Source organism: Luteitalea pratensis, from assembly GCF_001618865.1.
Taxonomy (GTDB): domain Bacteria; phylum Acidobacteriota; class Vicinamibacteria; order Vicinamibacterales; family Vicinamibacteraceae; genus Luteitalea; species Luteitalea pratensis.
The window spans coordinates 3,916,628-3,931,480 of sequence record NZ_CP015136.1 but is presented as its reverse complement, the minus strand read 5'-3'; the positions used below and the strand labels follow the sequence as shown (position 1 = coordinate 3,931,480).

At 66.8% G+C, this 14,853-nt stretch carries 13 protein-coding genes; 1 reads left to right on the top strand and 12 read right to left on the bottom strand.

The genetic code is table 11. The features are described from left to right. Positions 1-22: 22 nt before the first annotated feature. From serA to LuPra_RS16055, 4 genes are all read right to left on the bottom strand, one after another. Positions 23-1,285: a phosphoglycerate dehydrogenase gene (serA, locus tag LuPra_RS16070; RefSeq protein WP_110171681.1), complete on the bottom strand. Its 1,263-nt coding sequence runs from the start codon at positions 1,283-1,285 to the stop codon at positions 23-25. A 155-nt stretch (positions 1,286-1,440) separates the two neighbouring features. Further along, positions 1,441-2,400, bottom strand: a complete 960-nt coding sequence (locus LuPra_RS16065; protein WP_110171680.1) for a TolB family protein — start codon at positions 2,398-2,400, stop codon at positions 1,441-1,443. A 27-nt stretch (positions 2,401-2,427) separates the two neighbouring features. Then, positions 2,428-3,474 carry an SGNH/GDSL hydrolase family protein gene (locus LuPra_RS16060; protein WP_110171679.1) on the bottom strand — a complete coding sequence of 349 codons (1,047 nt, stop codon included), beginning with the start codon at positions 3,472-3,474 and terminating at the stop codon, positions 2,428-2,430. A gap of 78 nt (positions 3,475-3,552) precedes the next feature. Continuing rightward, entirely contained in the window at positions 3,553-5,148 is a 1,596-nt protein-coding gene (locus LuPra_RS16055) for a peptide chain release factor 3 (RefSeq protein WP_110171678.1), read from the bottom strand. 156 nt (positions 5,149-5,304) lie between these two features. Here LuPra_RS16055 and LuPra_RS16050 point away from each other — a divergent pair, with 156 nt between their 5' ends. After that, on the top strand, positions 5,305-6,975 hold the full coding sequence (locus tag LuPra_RS16050; RefSeq protein WP_110171677.1) for an amidohydrolase: 1,671 nt from the start codon (positions 5,305-5,307) through the stop codon (positions 6,973-6,975). A gap of 79 nt (positions 6,976-7,054) precedes the next feature. Here the strand turns inward: LuPra_RS16050 and LuPra_RS16045 are convergent, their stop codons facing one another. From LuPra_RS16045 to LuPra_RS16010, 8 genes are all read right to left on the bottom strand, one after another. Then, on the bottom strand, positions 7,055-7,669 hold the full coding sequence (locus tag LuPra_RS16045; RefSeq protein ID WP_257724532.1) for an HAD hydrolase-like protein: 615 nt from the start codon (positions 7,667-7,669) through the stop codon (positions 7,055-7,057). Positions 7,670-7,693: 24 nt separating this feature from the next. After that, the gene (locus tag LuPra_RS16040; RefSeq protein WP_110171675.1) at positions 7,694-8,257 is read right to left on the bottom strand and encodes a hypothetical protein; all 564 of its coding nucleotides are present in this window, start codon (positions 8,255-8,257) and stop codon (positions 7,694-7,696) included. A 49-nt stretch (positions 8,258-8,306) separates the two neighbouring features. Continuing rightward, on the bottom strand, positions 8,307-8,747 hold the full coding sequence (locus tag LuPra_RS16035) for a hypothetical protein (protein WP_110171674.1): 441 nt from the start codon (positions 8,745-8,747) through the stop codon (positions 8,307-8,309). 112 nt (positions 8,748-8,859) lie between these two features. Further along, the gene (locus LuPra_RS16030; protein WP_110171673.1) at positions 8,860-9,900 is read right to left on the bottom strand and encodes an MlaD family protein; all 1,041 of its coding nucleotides are present in this window, start codon (positions 9,898-9,900) and stop codon (positions 8,860-8,862) included. Positions 9,901-9,904: 4 nt separating this feature from the next. Then, positions 9,905-10,714 (bottom strand): ABC transporter ATP-binding protein, encoded by an 810-nt coding sequence (locus LuPra_RS16025; RefSeq protein WP_234800415.1) that lies wholly within the window; start codon positions 10,712-10,714, stop codon positions 9,905-9,907. A 41-nt stretch (positions 10,715-10,755) separates the two neighbouring features. Further along, positions 10,756-11,529 (bottom strand): MlaE family ABC transporter permease, encoded by a 774-nt coding sequence (locus LuPra_RS16020; RefSeq protein ID WP_110171671.1) that lies wholly within the window; start codon positions 11,527-11,529, stop codon positions 10,756-10,758. Positions 11,530-11,557: 28 nt separating this feature from the next. Continuing rightward, positions 11,558-13,582, bottom strand: coding sequence for an excinuclease ABC subunit UvrB (gene uvrB / locus LuPra_RS16015; protein ID WP_110171670.1), 2,025 nt, complete (start codon positions 13,580-13,582; stop codon positions 11,558-11,560). A 125-nt stretch (positions 13,583-13,707) separates the two neighbouring features. Then, the gene (locus LuPra_RS16010; RefSeq protein WP_157899261.1) at positions 13,708-14,643 is read right to left on the bottom strand and encodes a VWA domain-containing protein; all 936 of its coding nucleotides are present in this window, start codon (positions 14,641-14,643) and stop codon (positions 13,708-13,710) included. Positions 14,644-14,853 lie beyond the last annotated feature (210 nt).

Here is a 14,853-nt window from a genome sequence, read left to right as displayed (position 1 = left end):
GCGCCCCGTCCGGGCACCCGTCTCAATACAGCAGGCGCGCCTTGATCGTGCCGTCCAGCGACGCGAGTTCGCGGCGCACGGCCATCGAGTCCGCATCGGTGTCCGGATCCGGGTCGATGTCGATGACGACATATCCGATGCGCGGACTGGTTTGCAGGTACTGGGCCGCGACGTTGATGCGCCGCGCGGAGAACACTTCGTTGACGTGCGACAGCATCCCCGGCCGGTTGTGATGGATGTGCAGCACGCGGTGCTTGCCAGGGTGCCCCGGCAGCGCCACTTCCGGGAAGTTCACTGCCGAGAGGGTCGAGCCGTTGTTGCTGTACGTGAGCAACTTCTCGGCGACCTCTGTGCCAATCGCCTCCTGCGCCTCCGCCGTGCTGCCACCGATGTGCGGCGTCAACAGCACGTTGTCGAGGCCACGGAGCGCCGACTGGAACTCGTCGCTGTTCGACTCGGGCTCCTGCGGGAACACGTCCACGGCTGCGCCACCGAGATGACCGCTCTCGAGCGCCTTTGCCAGCGCTTCGATATCCACCACCGTGCCGCGCGATGCGTTGATCAGGTGTGCGCCCGGCTTCATCATCCGCAGCTGATCGACGGCAATCAGGTTTTGCGTCTGGGGCGTCTCCGGCACGTGCAACGTCACGACATCCGCGCCTCCCAGCACCGCGTCAAGCGAACGCATCGCCTGGGCGTTGCCGAGCGCGAGCCTGGTCACGACGTCGTAATAGACCACGCGCATCCCGAGGGCTTCGGCAAGTACCCCGACCTGTGTGCCGATGTGCCCGTACCCGACGATGCCGAGCGTCTTGCCGCGCACTTCGTACGATCCACTCGGGGACTTGTCCCACCCACCCCGGTGCGCCCGCGCATTGCGACGTGGGACGCCACGCAGCAGCATGACCGCCTCGGCGATGACGAGTTCGGCGACGCTGCGGGTATTGGAGAACGGCGCGTTGAAGACCGGCACGCCCAGGCTCTCGGCCGCCTGCAGGTCGATCTGGTTGGTGCCAATGCAGAAGGCGCCGACCGCGATGAGCTTCGGCGCGGCGGCCAGCACGTCGGCGGTAAGCTGGGTGCGGGATCGGATACCAACGACGTGCGCGTCGCCGATGGCCTCCTTGAGGGCCTGGCCTTCGAGCGCCCGCGCATGCTGCTGGATGTTCGTGTAGCCGTCGGCCTGCAGCGCCTCGACCGCGCTCCTGTGGACCGACTCCAGCAGGACCACCTTGATGAGGGACTTGTCGAACGAGACTTGCGACGAGGCAGGGGCCACGGCCATCCGAGGATCGTCGCTCGGCCTCGCGGCAGTTGTCAAAGACATGACACACCGCGAGCCGCCCCTCGGGCCGGCACGCGTTCAATGCCGAAATGCCGAACGCGGAAGTGTCGAGGTCCCAAGCTCTCGACATTCCAGCATTCCAGCATTCCCGGCATTCATGGCGCCTTCCCCCACGACACGAAGGCAAAGCGGCGGCTGTCCGGGGACCACGACGGCACGTTGATCGTGCCCTGCCCCCCGAACAGTTCGAGCAGTACCCGCGGGGCGGCCCCGGGGGTGTCCAGCGCCATCAGCCGCAATGCCACGTCCTTGTACGGCGGATGCCCCTCCACCGCCGCGTCGAAGGACACGAATACCAGCCACTTGCCGTCGGGCGAGGGATGCGGGAACCAGTCGGCATATCGCTGGTCGAAGGTTACCTGCTGCTGGGCGCTGCCGTCGGGTCGCATGCGCCAGATCCGCATCGTCCCGGTGCGCACCGAGTTGAAATAGATCCACTGCCCGTCCGGCGTGTAGTCCGGCCCGTCGTCGAGCCCCTTCGCCTGCGTCAGGCGCGTCTCGGGGCCACCGTCGATCGGCATCGTGTAGATGTCGAATTCACCGTCGCGGCTGCCCACGTAGGCCAGGGTCCGGCCGTCGGGCGACCAGCCATGCCAATACGACGGCGTGAGCGGCGTCAGCAGGCGCGGCGCCCCGCCGCCGGCCGCGACGACGTACACGGAGGACGAGGGACGGCAACTGATGGCGACGAGCGTGCCGTCAGGCGAGTAGCCGTGGTCGTTGTTACAGCCCTCGACATCGCCGATGTCGAGCTTCACCGGAGAGCCACCTTCGGCCGGAATGCGGTAGAGGCTCCCCTGCTGGTTGATCAGCAAGTGACGGCCGTCGCGCGACCAGTTGGGTGCTTCGAAGCGCACCGGGCTCCGATGCACGACCGTCCGGGCGCCACTGCTGACGTCGACGATTTCGAGCCGGCTTTCGTACAGCGGTGGCGGCGGCTGGGGAGCGGGAGGGGCTACAACGGCTGCAGGGGCTGATCCCGCCGGAGGTGCTTGCCCTGACACGACGCAGGGCGACGCGAACAGGGCGGCCAGCAGCAGGATGCGAGCGCGCATGGCTCGCATCCTACTACCGCTGCGCGATTAGGCGGCGCGACGGCGCCGTACCCTCACACCTGCAATGCCGAGGCCCAGGGCGGTGAGGGCCGTCATCGCCGGTTCGGGGACGGCGGCGGGCTGGACGGCGTCGGCAAATGCCGCGCCCAGCAGCGCGTGTGCCCTGGTCGTCGGATGGCTCTGGTCCCAGAACAGGTGCGAATCCGACGTCGTGCAGAACTCGTCGTCTGGCCCGAGGCCGAGGATCGACCCGGTGTAACACGCGCTATTCACGTTGGTGAATCCGTATGCCCCAGGCGAAGCGACCACCATGTTGAAGAAGTTGAAGGTACTGAAACGGGTGATGGAGATGCCCGGGAGCGCCGACCGCGAATTGAGCTGCCCGGTCAGCGCCGTGTTGAAACCGCCGCTCAGGCCTGACACCAGGGGCGCCAGGGGCGAGCCAGCAATGCCAGGCGTCAAGGCGAGATTGGCCATGTTCGGTATGAGGAAGTTCCGCGCGCCTGCTCCGTAGAGCAGGTCGACCATCGTGCCGATATTCGCTGCGGCCGCCCCCGCGACACCCGCGCTGGGGTTGATGAGCAGATCGTTGGGTCCACCCCAGATCAAGAACAGCGCGTTGGGGTCGATGGGCCCAGGGTTCATGAAAAAATACTGACCCAGCTGCGCATTCAGCATGCCCGTCGCTGGCAACACGAGACCCGGCGGCAGATTGTTGAGGGTCGCGGCAACATTGTCGGCTGTGCCTCCGCCCATCAGTGGCACATTGCCTGTCGCCGCACCAATCACGGCGAAGTTGGTTCCGCCGACAGCCGCGGGTACGAGGGGCCCGAGACCGAGCGCCAGGCTGAGGTACTCCGCCGCAACGAGGCCGTCGCTGGCGCGCCCGGGCGCGTAAGGCGGCGCCGGAACCATCGGTCCTGGGCCCGGAACGCTGATATCCACGATGACCGACAGGTTGCCGTTGTCCGACACGCTGTCGCCGAGGACGAACAGCTTGGTGAAAGGCCCCGCAAACGCGGGTGTGGACGACGCCACGAGGGTGGCAGCGAGGAACAGGGTCTGGAGTCGCATCGGGCCTCGGGGAGATAAGGTCTTCTGCCCGCTTGGACGCCAAAACGCGCCAGAGGATCCCGACGACTAAAATCGGCGTCAGGCCATGGACAAGAACTGTACGTTCGGGTTCTCCCGCTCACAGAACTGCAAGTCCCACTCGGACGGGAACAAGAGGACACGGCGCCCGGATCGGTCCGTCGTGGACAACACGTTGTTGGGCAGGGTCAGGCGGGCCGCGCCGTCAGCTTGCACCCAACGCGCCGCCACGTACGACAGCTTCTCGACCCGGCACGCCACCCCGTACTCCTCGCGCATCCGGGCCTCGATGATGTCGAACTGCAGCGCTCCTACGACACCGAGGATGGGATAGCGGGCTCCATGCACCGGGAAGACGACCTGCATCAGGCCTTCCTCCTCCAACTGCCGCACGCCGTCGTCGAACTGCTTGAACCGCACGTCCTGGAGGCGCAGGGCGCCGAAGTGCTCGGCCGGAAAATGCGGGATGGGTGGATAGACCACGGGTTCCCCGGCGTACAACGTGTCGCCGATGCCGAAGCGGCCCGGGTTGACCAACCCGACCACGTCACCCGGAAAGGCCTCCTCGATCGTCTCGCGGTCGCGGCCGAAGAAGCGGCTCGGCCGTGACAGTCGAACATTCTGCTGCAGTCGCGTGTTGACGACCTGCATGTCCTTGGTCAGCACGCCCGAGCAGACGCGGACGAAGGCCACACGATCGCGGTGCCTCGGGTTCATGTTCGCCTGGATCTTGAACACGAAGCCGCTGAAGTCGGCACGCAACGGGTCGATGGGTGAGCCGTCCTCCCCCTCACGCACCTGCGGGCAAGGCGCGTACTGCACGAGCGCGTCGAGGAACGACTCGAGGCCGAAATTGGTGAGCGCGCTACCGAAGTACACCGGCGTCTGCCGCGCCTGCAGGTAGGCGTCGAGATCGAAGCGCGTGCCAGCGGCCTCGAGCAGGTGCACGGCATCGAGCAGTTCGCGGTGCGCGTTCTCGCCGATGTGCTCGATCAACGCGGGGTCGTCGGCGCCGGTGACCACGACCGGCGCGCGCCGAGCGCTGCGCGGCACCCGCTCGTAGAACAGCACCTCGTTGCGCCGCAGGTCGTACACGCCCTTGAAGCGATCGCCGGTGCCAATCGGCCAGTTCATCGGCGCGGCGGACACGCCGAGCACGCGCTCGATCTCGTCCAGCAGGTCGAGAGGATCGCGTCCAGGCAGATCGAGCTTGTTGACGAAGGTCAGCATCGGCAGGTGACGGCGGCGCGCCACCTCGAAGAGCTTGCGCGTCTGCGTCTCGATGCCCTTGGCGGCGTCGATCACCATCACGACGCTGTCGGAGGCCAGCAGCGTCCGGTAGGTATCCTCGCTGAAGTCCTTGTGACCCGGCGTGTCGAGCAGCGTGACGCGGCGTCCGTGCAACTCGAACTCGAGCGCCGCCGAGGTGATCGAGATGCCGCGCTCGCGCTCGATGTCCATCCAGTCCGACACCACGTGTCGCTGCGACGCGCGTCCCTTCACCGCCCCCGCCAGTTCGATCGCGCCGGCGTACAACAGCGTTTTCTCGGTGAGCGTGGTTTTGCCGGCGTCGGGGTGGGAAATGATCGCGAAGGTGCGGCGCCGCTCCACTTCGCGCCGCAGCGCCTCGGAGACGGCCGGAACCGGGGAAGACATCCGATCATTGTAGCCGTCCGGCCCTCGGGCCGTAATGCCCCGCGGCGGGGCGATATGACACGCACCCCGTCCCGGGCCTGCGTCTTCCTGCACGAAGATGGTGATCCACCGGGCCACAAAAGCGGCCGCCCCGACATGACCCACAGGACTCATCGCATGAAGAGACCATTGCTCTCCCTTTTCGCCGCCATCGCCGTGGCATCGCTGTCGGGTGCGCCGCTGCGAGCGCAGTCCTCCGCGACCACCGCCGCGCCCGACGCGACGCCGGCACCCGTCGACCCCAGGCTCGCGGCGCTCAAGGCGGCCGTGGCCGCCGACGTGAAGTCGCAAGCCCTGTTCGACCTCGGTCAGCAGATGGTCGACATGGTCTTCAGTTTCTCGGAACTCGGCTTCCAGGAGTTCGAGACCAGCAGGTACCTGACCGGCATCCTCGAGAAGGAAGGCTTCACCATCGAACGCGGCTATGCCGGCATCCCCACGATGTGGGTGGCGCGCTGGGGGTCGGGTTCGCCGGTGATCGCCCTTGGCTCCGACGTCGACTGCATTCCGCAGGCCTCGCAGAAGCCCGGCGTCGCGTATCACGACCCGATCATCGAGGGCGCGCCCGGCCACGGCGAGGGTCACAACTCGGGCACGCCGCTCAACATCGTCGCGGCGATCGCGGCCAAGCGGCAGATGCAGAAGGCAAAGATTCCCGGCACGCTGGTCATCTGGCCGGGCATCGCCGAGGAGTTGGTGGGCACCAAGGCCTACTACGTGCGCGCGGGCCTGTTCAAGGACGTCGACGTGGTCCTCTACAACCACGTCGGCACCGACCTCGTGACGTCCTGGGGCGAGGGCCAGATGAACGGCCTCGTGTCGATCGAGTACACGTTTCTCGGCGAGTCGGCGCACAGTGCCGGCGCCCCGTGGCGCGGCAGGTCGGCCCTCGACGCCGTGGAACTGATGAACGCCGGCTGGAATGCGCGCCGTGAGCACCTGCGGCTGCAGCAGCGCTCGCACTACGTCATCACCAACGGCGGCGACCAGCCCAATGTCGTGCCGCGCAACGCCAGCGTCTGGTACTACTTCCGCGAAACCAACTACGAGCAGATCAAGAAGCTCTGGGAGATCGGCGACAAGATGGCGCAGGGTGCCGCGCTGATGACCGACACCACGTTCACCTCGCGGCTCCTCGGCTCGGCCTGGCCGATCCACATGAACAAGCCCCTGGCGCTGACGATGCACGACAACATCAAGGCGGTGGGACTGCCGACGTGGACCGAGGCCGATGTCACGCTGGCCAAGGCGACGCAGGCCGAGCTCGGCGTGCCGGTCGTCGGACTCGCGACCAAGATTGCCGATCTGAAAGGGCAGGAAGAGATTCCGGACGACGAGAGGCGCGGCGGCGGGTCGGACGACATCGGCGACATCTCGTGGACCGTGCCGACGGTGTCCCTGCGTTTCCCCGCCAACTTCCAGGCGGGGCCCGGCCACAACTGGGCCAACGCGATTCCGATGGCCACGCCGATCGCGCACAAGGGCGTCAACGCTGGCGCACAGGTGATCGCGATGACCGTGATGGACGCGTTGCTGCGGCCCGACGTGATCGCGGCCGCGAAGGACTACTTCACCAACGTCCAGACGAAGAACCGCAAGTACACGCCGCTGATCCGCGAGACCGACAAGCCGGCCGTGGAACTGAATACGGCGATCATGCAGAAATACAAGCCGGAGCTGCAGAAGTACTACTACGACCCGACGAAGTACAAGACGTACCTCGAGCAGTTGGGGATCACGTACCCGACGGTACGTCCGGCCCCGCAGAAGACGACGGCGGGCCAGTAGGCGTTGGTAGGGACGCCTCTCCGAGGCGTCCATCTCCACGACCCCGGCCCAGAGGGATGGACCGCTCGGAGAGCGGTCCCTACCGTCCCGTCAGCAAGGACTCCAGTTCGCCGACGCTCGTGACCACGTGCGTGGGCGAGCGGCTCGCGAGCAGGGCCGGTGTCGCATAGCCCCAGGTCACGGCGGCCGATGCGATGCCGGCCGCCCGCGCGGCGTCGATGTCACGGGCTTCGTCGCCGACGCCGACGGCCTGCTCCGGGTCCACCTCGGCGCGCCGCACCACGCGGCGGAATTTCGTGGCCTTGCCGAAGATCGCCGCCCCGCAGTCGAAGTCGGTCACCGCCGCTGACAGGTCAACGCCCAGCACACGGCGGATCACGTCCTCCCGGTTCGAGCTGACCACCGCCACGCGGACACCCGCCGCCGCCACGGACTCGAGCATGGCGCCGACCGCCGCAAAGAGCGTGATCTCGTCCGCCCTGTCGGACGCCACCTGCCGCATGTGGATCGCGATCCGGGGCAGTTGCCACATCTTGACGCCCATCGCGGCCATCACCGCGCGGTTGTCCTGCCCACGCAGAGCCTCGGCCTCCGCCGCCGAGAGACGCCGATAGCCGAACTGCCCGGCGGCCTCGACGATCGCGCTTCCCATCAGCCGCCAGCTGTCGGCCAGCGTGCCGTCGAAGTCGAAGATCGCAAGTCGATACGGAGGAGGCAGCTACGGCACCTTCGCCTGCGCGATGAGGAGCCCGAGCAGGCGCGTGTACTCCTGCTCCGCGGTCGTGAAGGCCGACGTGTACTCGGCTTCGGAGACCTTCGCCTTGCGCCACTGACCATCGAAAGTGATGGTCCGGCCGGCGATCGTCGCGGCGTCGGGGGCCTGATTCTTGGCCGGCTTCACTGCCAGACCGTTGGCGAGGAGGTCTTCGATGACCAGCTTGCCTTCCGCCTGCGACGCGGCCTGCAGGTCCTGGTAGGCATCCTGGTACTTCTTGGTGAGGACCCGCTCACGCAGCAGCACGGGCGCCTTGTAGGCGGCCGACACCAGCAGCAGCTGCAGGTCGGGCAACAACATCGCGGCGACGAAGCGGTTGTGGTCCTTCGGATCCTCGGCCGCCACGAACTGCGCTCCCGTGCCTCCGCCCTTCTTTGCCAGCAGGCTGGCCAGTTCCTTCACCGGTGCTGCGGTATTCGATGTCGCTGGCTGCGCCGCGGCGATGCCCGCCTGCGCGAGCCCTGCCGCGAGAAACGCTGCCGCTACGCGAGTGCCCCACTGATCCATCGACCGCCATCCTCCGAGGTGGGCGCGTGACTCGCGCCGGAGACCAGCGTCAGCCGATGAAGAGCGCATCGTCCTCGTCGCCACTCCCCTTCGGGCGACGACGCGTGACACTGCCCTTCCTGATCGACCCGACCGCGGCACGCAGCGCCGAGGCCAGCGCCATCCCCTCTCGAGCTGGCGCGACGACCGCATTCTGCACCACGGCGAGCGTCTGATCCACACGATGGGCGGCGGACGTGAAGGCGGCGTCGGCCTTTTCGGCCTGCTTGACGGCCAATGCGGAGATTCGGGCGGCGTCGGCGCCGATGACGTTCAGGCGGTCGACGAGCGGCTGCAACTGCCCCTGCACCTGCGCCTCCAGCCTCCCCATGCGGGCGCCGAGCTTCCGTGCCGCCATCGCGCCGGCAATGATTGCGCCGACCTGCACGAGGGCCATCACGAGGGTCGAGATGGCAATGATCGCGAGCCAGATATTGGAGGAATCGTTCATAACTTAGCCATAGCCGGCCGTCGGCATTCGGCCGTCGGCCGTCGGAAAACCTCTATTGGCCAAGCGCTTCGAGGCATGCATCGAAGGCCGAAGGCCGCGTGACGAAGGCCGCCTAGAAGATGGTGACTTTCACATTCAGATACTTCTTGGGGTCCTTCTTGATCTCGGCAAGCAGGCTCCGCAGTTCCAGCACCGCGCCATTCATGTTGTCGTACAGCTGCTTGTCCTGCAGCAGCCTGCCGGCCGTGCCCTCGCCCTTGTTCAGGGTCGCGACGAGCGTGTCCAGACGCTGCACCACGGAGTCGAGCCGATTATAGAGCCCGTTGTCGGTCAGCAGCTTGCCGGCCGTTCCATCGCCATTCTTCAGGCCCGCCGACACCGCCCGCAGGTTGTCGGTGGTGGCGCTCAGCGACTTCGCGAGCGCGTCGTCGTTGATCAGCGTACCGATCGAGCCCTTGCCCGCCGCGATGTTGCCCGTGACCTGATCGAGGTTCGCGAGCGCGCGTTCCAGGTTCCTGGCGGCCGCCTCGTTGTTGATCAACGTGCCGGCCGGCCCCTTCCCCTGTTTGATGGCCCGGATCACTTCCTCGGTTGCCTTCGCGACGCCATTGAGCTGCACGTACAGGTCATCCTCGGTGACCAGCTTGCCCACGGTCCCCTTGCCGGCGCGGAGTTCCGCGATCAGTGCCGAGGCCTGCGAGAGGGTCTGGGTCGCGTTCTCGGCGACGTCGGCGATCTGCCCCGGGGTCTTCCCCGAGCGGATATAGGACCAGTCCTTCAGCGGCGTACCGTGCGTCGAGGCGGTGATGTCGACGGCTCCCTCGCCGAGCAGGCTGACCGACCCGACCTGCGCGATCGAGTGCTCCGTGATCTTGTTCTGCACGTCGGGCCGGACCCGCAACACGACCTCGACGACGGCGCCATCGAGATAGACATCGTCGACCGCGCCGACGTTGACCCCGGCGAGCCGCACGACCGACCCCGACTGCAAGCCGCCGGCGTTGGGGAATCGCGTCTTGAGGTGGTAGCGGCCCGAGAACAGGCCGGCATCACCGCCGACGGCAAAGATGAGCATCGTCGCGAGCGTGAACGCTGCAACGGCGAGGATGCCGATCTTGAGCTGGGACCAGGCGAGAGTGCGTGTACGTGGCATCGGATCAACTCAGGAAGAGCGCGAGGTACGGGTCGTTGGTGGCACGCAGCTCTTTCGCCGTGCCCTCGAAGTGGATGAGCCCATCGCGGAGCATGACGAACTCGGTCTGCGCGAGCTTCTCGGGCGTGGCCGGCACGAACTGGATCCGGCCGTCGTTGCCGCGAAAAGCCATCCTCTCCGCCACATAGAACGCGTCGCGCAACTGGTGTGTGACGACCAGGGAACTCACGCCCTCGATGTCGCGCAGCTTCACGATCTCGTCGTCGATGGTGATCGACGTGATCGGATCGAGCCCGGTGGTCGGCTCGTCGTAGAGCAGGATGCGCGGCTGGAACGTCATCGCACGGGCAATGGCCACGCGCCGCCGCTGCCCACCCGACAGCTCCGACGGCATCTTGTCGATGTGCTCTTCGAGTTCCACCCACCCGAGCACTTCCTCGACGCGCCTGTGCACGTCTTCGAGGGGCGTGTCGCTCTCCTCGTACAGCTTGTAGCCGACGTTCTCGCGCACCGACAGCGAGTCGAAGAGCGCGCCCTCCTGGAACACCATCCCGACATCGTCGCGGACCTTCATCATGTCGGACTCGCCGAGCGTGTCGACGCGGACGCCGTTGACCCAGATCTTGCCCGCCTGCGGCTTGAGCAGCCCGAGAATCAGCTTCAGGATCGTGCTCTTGCCGGCGCCGCTCGCGCCGAGGAAGATCTTGGAGTAGCCGGCGCGCAACTCGAAGCTGATGTCCTTGAGGATCACGTTGTCACCGAACGCGAGGAATACGCGTTCGAAGACGATGACGGGCTCCCCCGGCGTCTTCACCCGCGACAGGCGGGTCTCCAGTGGTGTCGGCGTCCCCATATTCAGTAGAGCAAGCTGATCAGCAGCTTGGTGATGATGAAGTCGAGCACGAGCACGGCGACCGAGCCGGCGACGACCGCCTGTGTGGTGCTGCGGCCCACCCCCTGCGTGCCCCCCGTCGTCCGCATGCCCACGAAGCAGGCGATGCTCACGAGCGCGAACCCGAGGAACACCGGCTTGATGAGCCCCATCCAGATGTCCTGGATCCAGAGCCCCATCACCACCGAGTTCCAGTACACGCTCGAGGCTACGCGCAGTTGCGTCACCGTCGTCACCCAGGCGCCGACGATGCCGACAAAGTCGGAGATGACCGTCAGGATCGGCACCATCACGACGCCGGCAATCACCCGCGGCAGCGCGAGCTTGCGCACGGGATCGGTGCCGAGCGCACGCAACGCGTTGAGCTGATCGGTCACGGCCATCGAGCCGAGTTCGGCGGCGATGCCCGAGCCCACGCGCCCGGTGACCATCAGCGCCGTCAGCACCGGGCCGAGTTCCTTGATCATCGACGCGCTGATCAGCCGGCCGACGACCGACCGGGCGCCGAACTGATCGAGCGTCATGCCGGACTGCAACGCAAGCACCGCGCCCGTGAAACCGCCCGTGAGCAACACGACGGTGAGCGAGCCGACGCCGATGGCATCGAGCTGTTCGATCGCGTCGCGGTAGTAGAACGGCCGGCTGGTCGCGGCCCGCCCGAGGGCGGTGCACATCTTCACGTACTCCTGGACCTCGAAGACAGCCTTCTTGGCCCAGCCGATCAGAATCAGTTGCATGAGTTGGCGGTGCCGAGGCGAAGGCCCCTCAGGCGCCCGGCGCCCCCACGCCGGCGAGGGCCAGACCGGGCTGGCGGAGGACCTTGATCCGGTCGCGCAGGGTCGCGGCCTTCTCGAATTCGAGATTGGCGGCGGCGCCGCGCATCTCGGCCTCGAGCGTCGCGATGTGCGCGTGCAGTTCGCCCTCGGTGCGGAACGCGGCACGAGGGTCGCGTTCGACGGGCACGGTCAGGTAGTCGTGCTCTTCCACGCCGCCCATGCCCTCGTCGATGGCGCGACGGACACTGGTCGGCGTGATGCCGTGCTCCTCGTTGTAGGCCACCTGGACTTCGCGGCGACGGTTGGTCTCGTCGATACAGCGCGTCATCGAATCGGTCATCCGATCGGCGTAGAACACGGCCCGCCCGTTGATGTGCCGCGCCGCTCGCCCGACGGTCTGGATCAGGGATCCGCTGGAGCGCAGGAATCCTTCCTTGTCGGCGTCGAGCACGGCCACCAGTGAGACCTCGGGGAGATCGAGCCCCTCGCGCAGCAGGTTGATGCCGACGAGTACGTCGAAGGTGCCCCGGCGCAGGTCGCGCAGGATCTCGATTCGTTCCAGGGTGTCGATGTCGCTGTGCAGGTAGCGCACCCGGACGCCGAGTTCGTGGTAGTACTGCGTCAGGTCCTCGGCCATGCGCTTGGTGAGCGTGGTGACCAGCACGCGCTCGGCCTTCTCCACCCGCAGGCGGATCTCGCCGAGCAGGTCGTCGACCTGGCCGCGCACGGGCCGGATATCGATCTCCGGATCGAGCAGTCCGGTCGGGCGCACGATCTGCTCCACCACGACACCGCCGGATGCCGTCAGTTCATAGGGACCTGGCGTGGCGCTCACAAACAGCTGCTGGCCGACGCGTGCCTTCCACTCGTCGAAATTGAGCGGACGGTTGTCGAGCGCCGACGGCAGGCGGAAGCCGTACTCGACGAGCACTTCCTTGCGCGAGCGATCCCCGGCGTACATGCCGCGAATCTGCGGAATGGTCTGGTGACTCTCGTCGATGATCGTGAGGGCATCGGCGGGCAGGTAGTCGAGCAGCGTCGGCGGCGGCGCCCCGGGTGGCCGCCCCGTGAGGTGCCGCGCGTAGTTCTCGATGCCGTGGCAGTAGCCGATCTCCTGCATCATCGCGAGGTCGAACATCGTCCGCTGGTGCAGGCGCTGGGCCTCGAGCAGGCGTCCCTCGCGCTCGAGGAAGGTGCGCCGCTCGACCAGTTCCGCCTTGATCGTCTCGACGGCGACCTTGGTGCGGTCGCGCGATGTCACGAAGTGGCTCTTCGGGTAGATCGCCACCTTGTCGTGGCGGCGCAGCGTGCCGCCGGTCAACGAGTCGATGGTGGAGAGCTCGTCGATCTCGTCACCGAACAGCTCGATGCGGACCGCGCTCTCCTCGTAGGAGGGATAGACCTCGATCACGTCGCCGCGGACCCGGAAGGTGCCGCGGGCGAAATCGGCGTCGTTGCGCTCGTACTGGATTTCGACCAGCTTGCGCAGGATCGCGTCCCGCCCGATCGCCTGGCCGCGCTCGAGCGGCAGCATCAGCCCGTAGTACGCCTCCGGCGAACCGAGGCCGTAGATGCACGACACGCTCGAGACGATGATGACGTCGCGACGCTCGAAGAGGGACCGCGTGGCGGACAGCCGCATGCGGTCGATCTCCTCGTTGATGATCGCTTCCTTCTCGATGTACGAGTCCGTGGCCGGCATGTAGGCCTCGGGCTGGTAGTAGTCGTAATAGGAGACGAAGTACTCGACGGCGTTGTGGGGGAAAAAGCGCCTGAACTCCTGGTACAGCTGGGCAGCCAGGGTCTTGTTGTGGACCATGACGAGCGCCGGGCGGTTCACCCGCGCGATCGTCTGCGCCATCGTGAAGGTCTTGCCCGACCCCGTCACCCCGAGCAGCGTCTGGAACGGGTCGCCGCGCTCCAGTCCACTCACCAGTTCGTCGATCGCCCGTGGCTGGTCGCCCCGGAGTTCGAAGGACGAGACCAGCTGGAAGCGATCGTACGTGGATGGCATGGGGGGCGAAGGAGGATCGAATCCCGCGGATCGTACCATCCGTGGCCCTGCCTTGACACATCCGAGCGTGCCATGCGGCCGAGGCGGCAGCCCCTCCCGCTTCGGCGATCACCGGCAAGTGCCGCTTACTGCTGTCGTGCGGCGACGGGCTCGGGACGCATCAGCGCGTAGTAGCCCTTGCGCGATCGGATCCTGGCCGACTTCAGATCCGGGCGATTGAGGCGGACATCCAGTTTCCGCCAGCGCCCGTCGTTGGCCTGGTTGCTCGAGACATAGCCGATGAGATAGCGGCTCTTGACGTCGCCCGTGACCTGTTCGTAGGCGAGGTCGATGTCCTTCTTCGTGGCCGGGAAGAACGCGAGCCCTCCGGTGGCCTCGGCGATCTGGGTCAGCCGAATGCGCTGCTCCAGCTTTTCGCGCGCGCCCTGGTTCTCGAGGAAGCCGACGATGTAGACGGTGACGTCGGAGGCCTTGAGGGCGGTCAACGCGTCGCCGAACGACATCACGCTGCGGGTGTCGCCCCCATCGGTGTAGGCGACCATGATCTTCTCGCCGGGCTGGTAGGCGGTGCCGTCCAGGTACACGCCGAGCGCGTCGTACAGGGCCGTCCAGCCGTCCGGCTTGCGGTTGCGGAGCCGCTCCACGAAACGCGGAAAGTCGGCCTGTCCGAACCGGGCGACCCGCACCTCGGTGTCGAAGTCGACCAGGGTGATGTCCTCGGCGCGCTGCAGCAGGTTGCAGAACTTGACCGCCGCGCTGCGCGCCATGCCGAGGTCGGCCGACATGCTGCCGGACGTGTCGAACAGCAGTCCGATGTGCAACGGCGGGCGGTCGGCGTCGGCGAGATCACCCGTCGCGAACAGCTGGACCTGCTGCGGTTCACCATCCTCGAGGATGGTGAAGTCTTCCTGGGCGAGCGCGCCGAGCGGCTGCCCACCCTTGTCGACGACGGCGACGCCGAGCCTGACCGTTTCGACACCGCTGCGGAACACTTGCTGGGCCCACGCCGGCGCGGCGCACATACAGGCCGAGAGTGCTGCCGCAGTGACGAGACGCGTCATGCCATCCCCCTTGCCAAGTCGCACGCCCGAGGCGCGTTGCCCCAGCCCTGCGAACAGTCCTTGATGCCGGTCAGCATACACCTTCAAGAACCGGGGCCCATGTGCCGATCGTCTGAAGAGTATAATTATGGTTTGGCTGCGGGGAGCGGCCTCGAGGCAGCCCCCGCCCACGTCCCATGAAGTGCCTGGCTGTTTGTCAGAACGAACTCG

Excerpts from the sequence above, each read along its gene's own strand:
- LuPra_RS16050 (WP_110171677.1), top strand. The coding sequence starts at position 5,305 with ATGAAGAGACCATTGCTCTCCCTTTTCGCCGCCATCGCCGTGGCATCG.
- LuPra_RS16060 (WP_110171679.1), bottom strand. The coding sequence starts at position 3,474 with ATGCGACTCCAGACCCTGTTCCTCGCTGCCACCCTCGTGGCGTCGTCC.
- uvrB (WP_110171670.1), bottom strand. The coding sequence starts at position 13,582 with ATGCCATCCACGTACGATCGCTTCCAGCTGGTCTCGTCCTTCGAACTC.
- serA (WP_110171681.1), bottom strand. The coding sequence starts at position 1,285 with ATGGCCGTGGCCCCTGCCTCGTCGCAAGTCTCGTTCGACAAGTCCCTC.
- LuPra_RS16035 (WP_110171674.1), bottom strand. The coding sequence starts at position 8,747 with ATGAACGATTCCTCCAATATCTGGCTCGCGATCATTGCCATCTCGACC.
- LuPra_RS16030 (WP_110171673.1), bottom strand. The coding sequence starts at position 9,900 with ATGCCACGTACACGCACTCTCGCCTGGTCCCAGCTCAAGATCGGCATC.
- LuPra_RS16010 (WP_157899261.1), bottom strand. The coding sequence starts at position 14,643 with ATGACGCGTCTCGTCACTGCGGCAGCACTCTCGGCCTGTATGTGCGCC.
- LuPra_RS16065 (WP_110171680.1), bottom strand. The coding sequence starts at position 2,400 with ATGCGCGCTCGCATCCTGCTGCTGGCCGCCCTGTTCGCGTCGCCCTGC.
- LuPra_RS16040 (WP_110171675.1), bottom strand. The coding sequence starts at position 8,257 with ATGGATCAGTGGGGCACTCGCGTAGCGGCAGCGTTTCTCGCGGCAGGG.
- LuPra_RS16020 (WP_110171671.1), bottom strand. The coding sequence starts at position 11,529 with ATGCAACTGATTCTGATCGGCTGGGCCAAGAAGGCTGTCTTCGAGGTC.
- LuPra_RS16055 (WP_110171678.1), bottom strand. The coding sequence starts at position 5,148 with ATGTCTTCCCCGGTTCCGGCCGTCTCCGAGGCGCTGCGGCGCGAAGTG.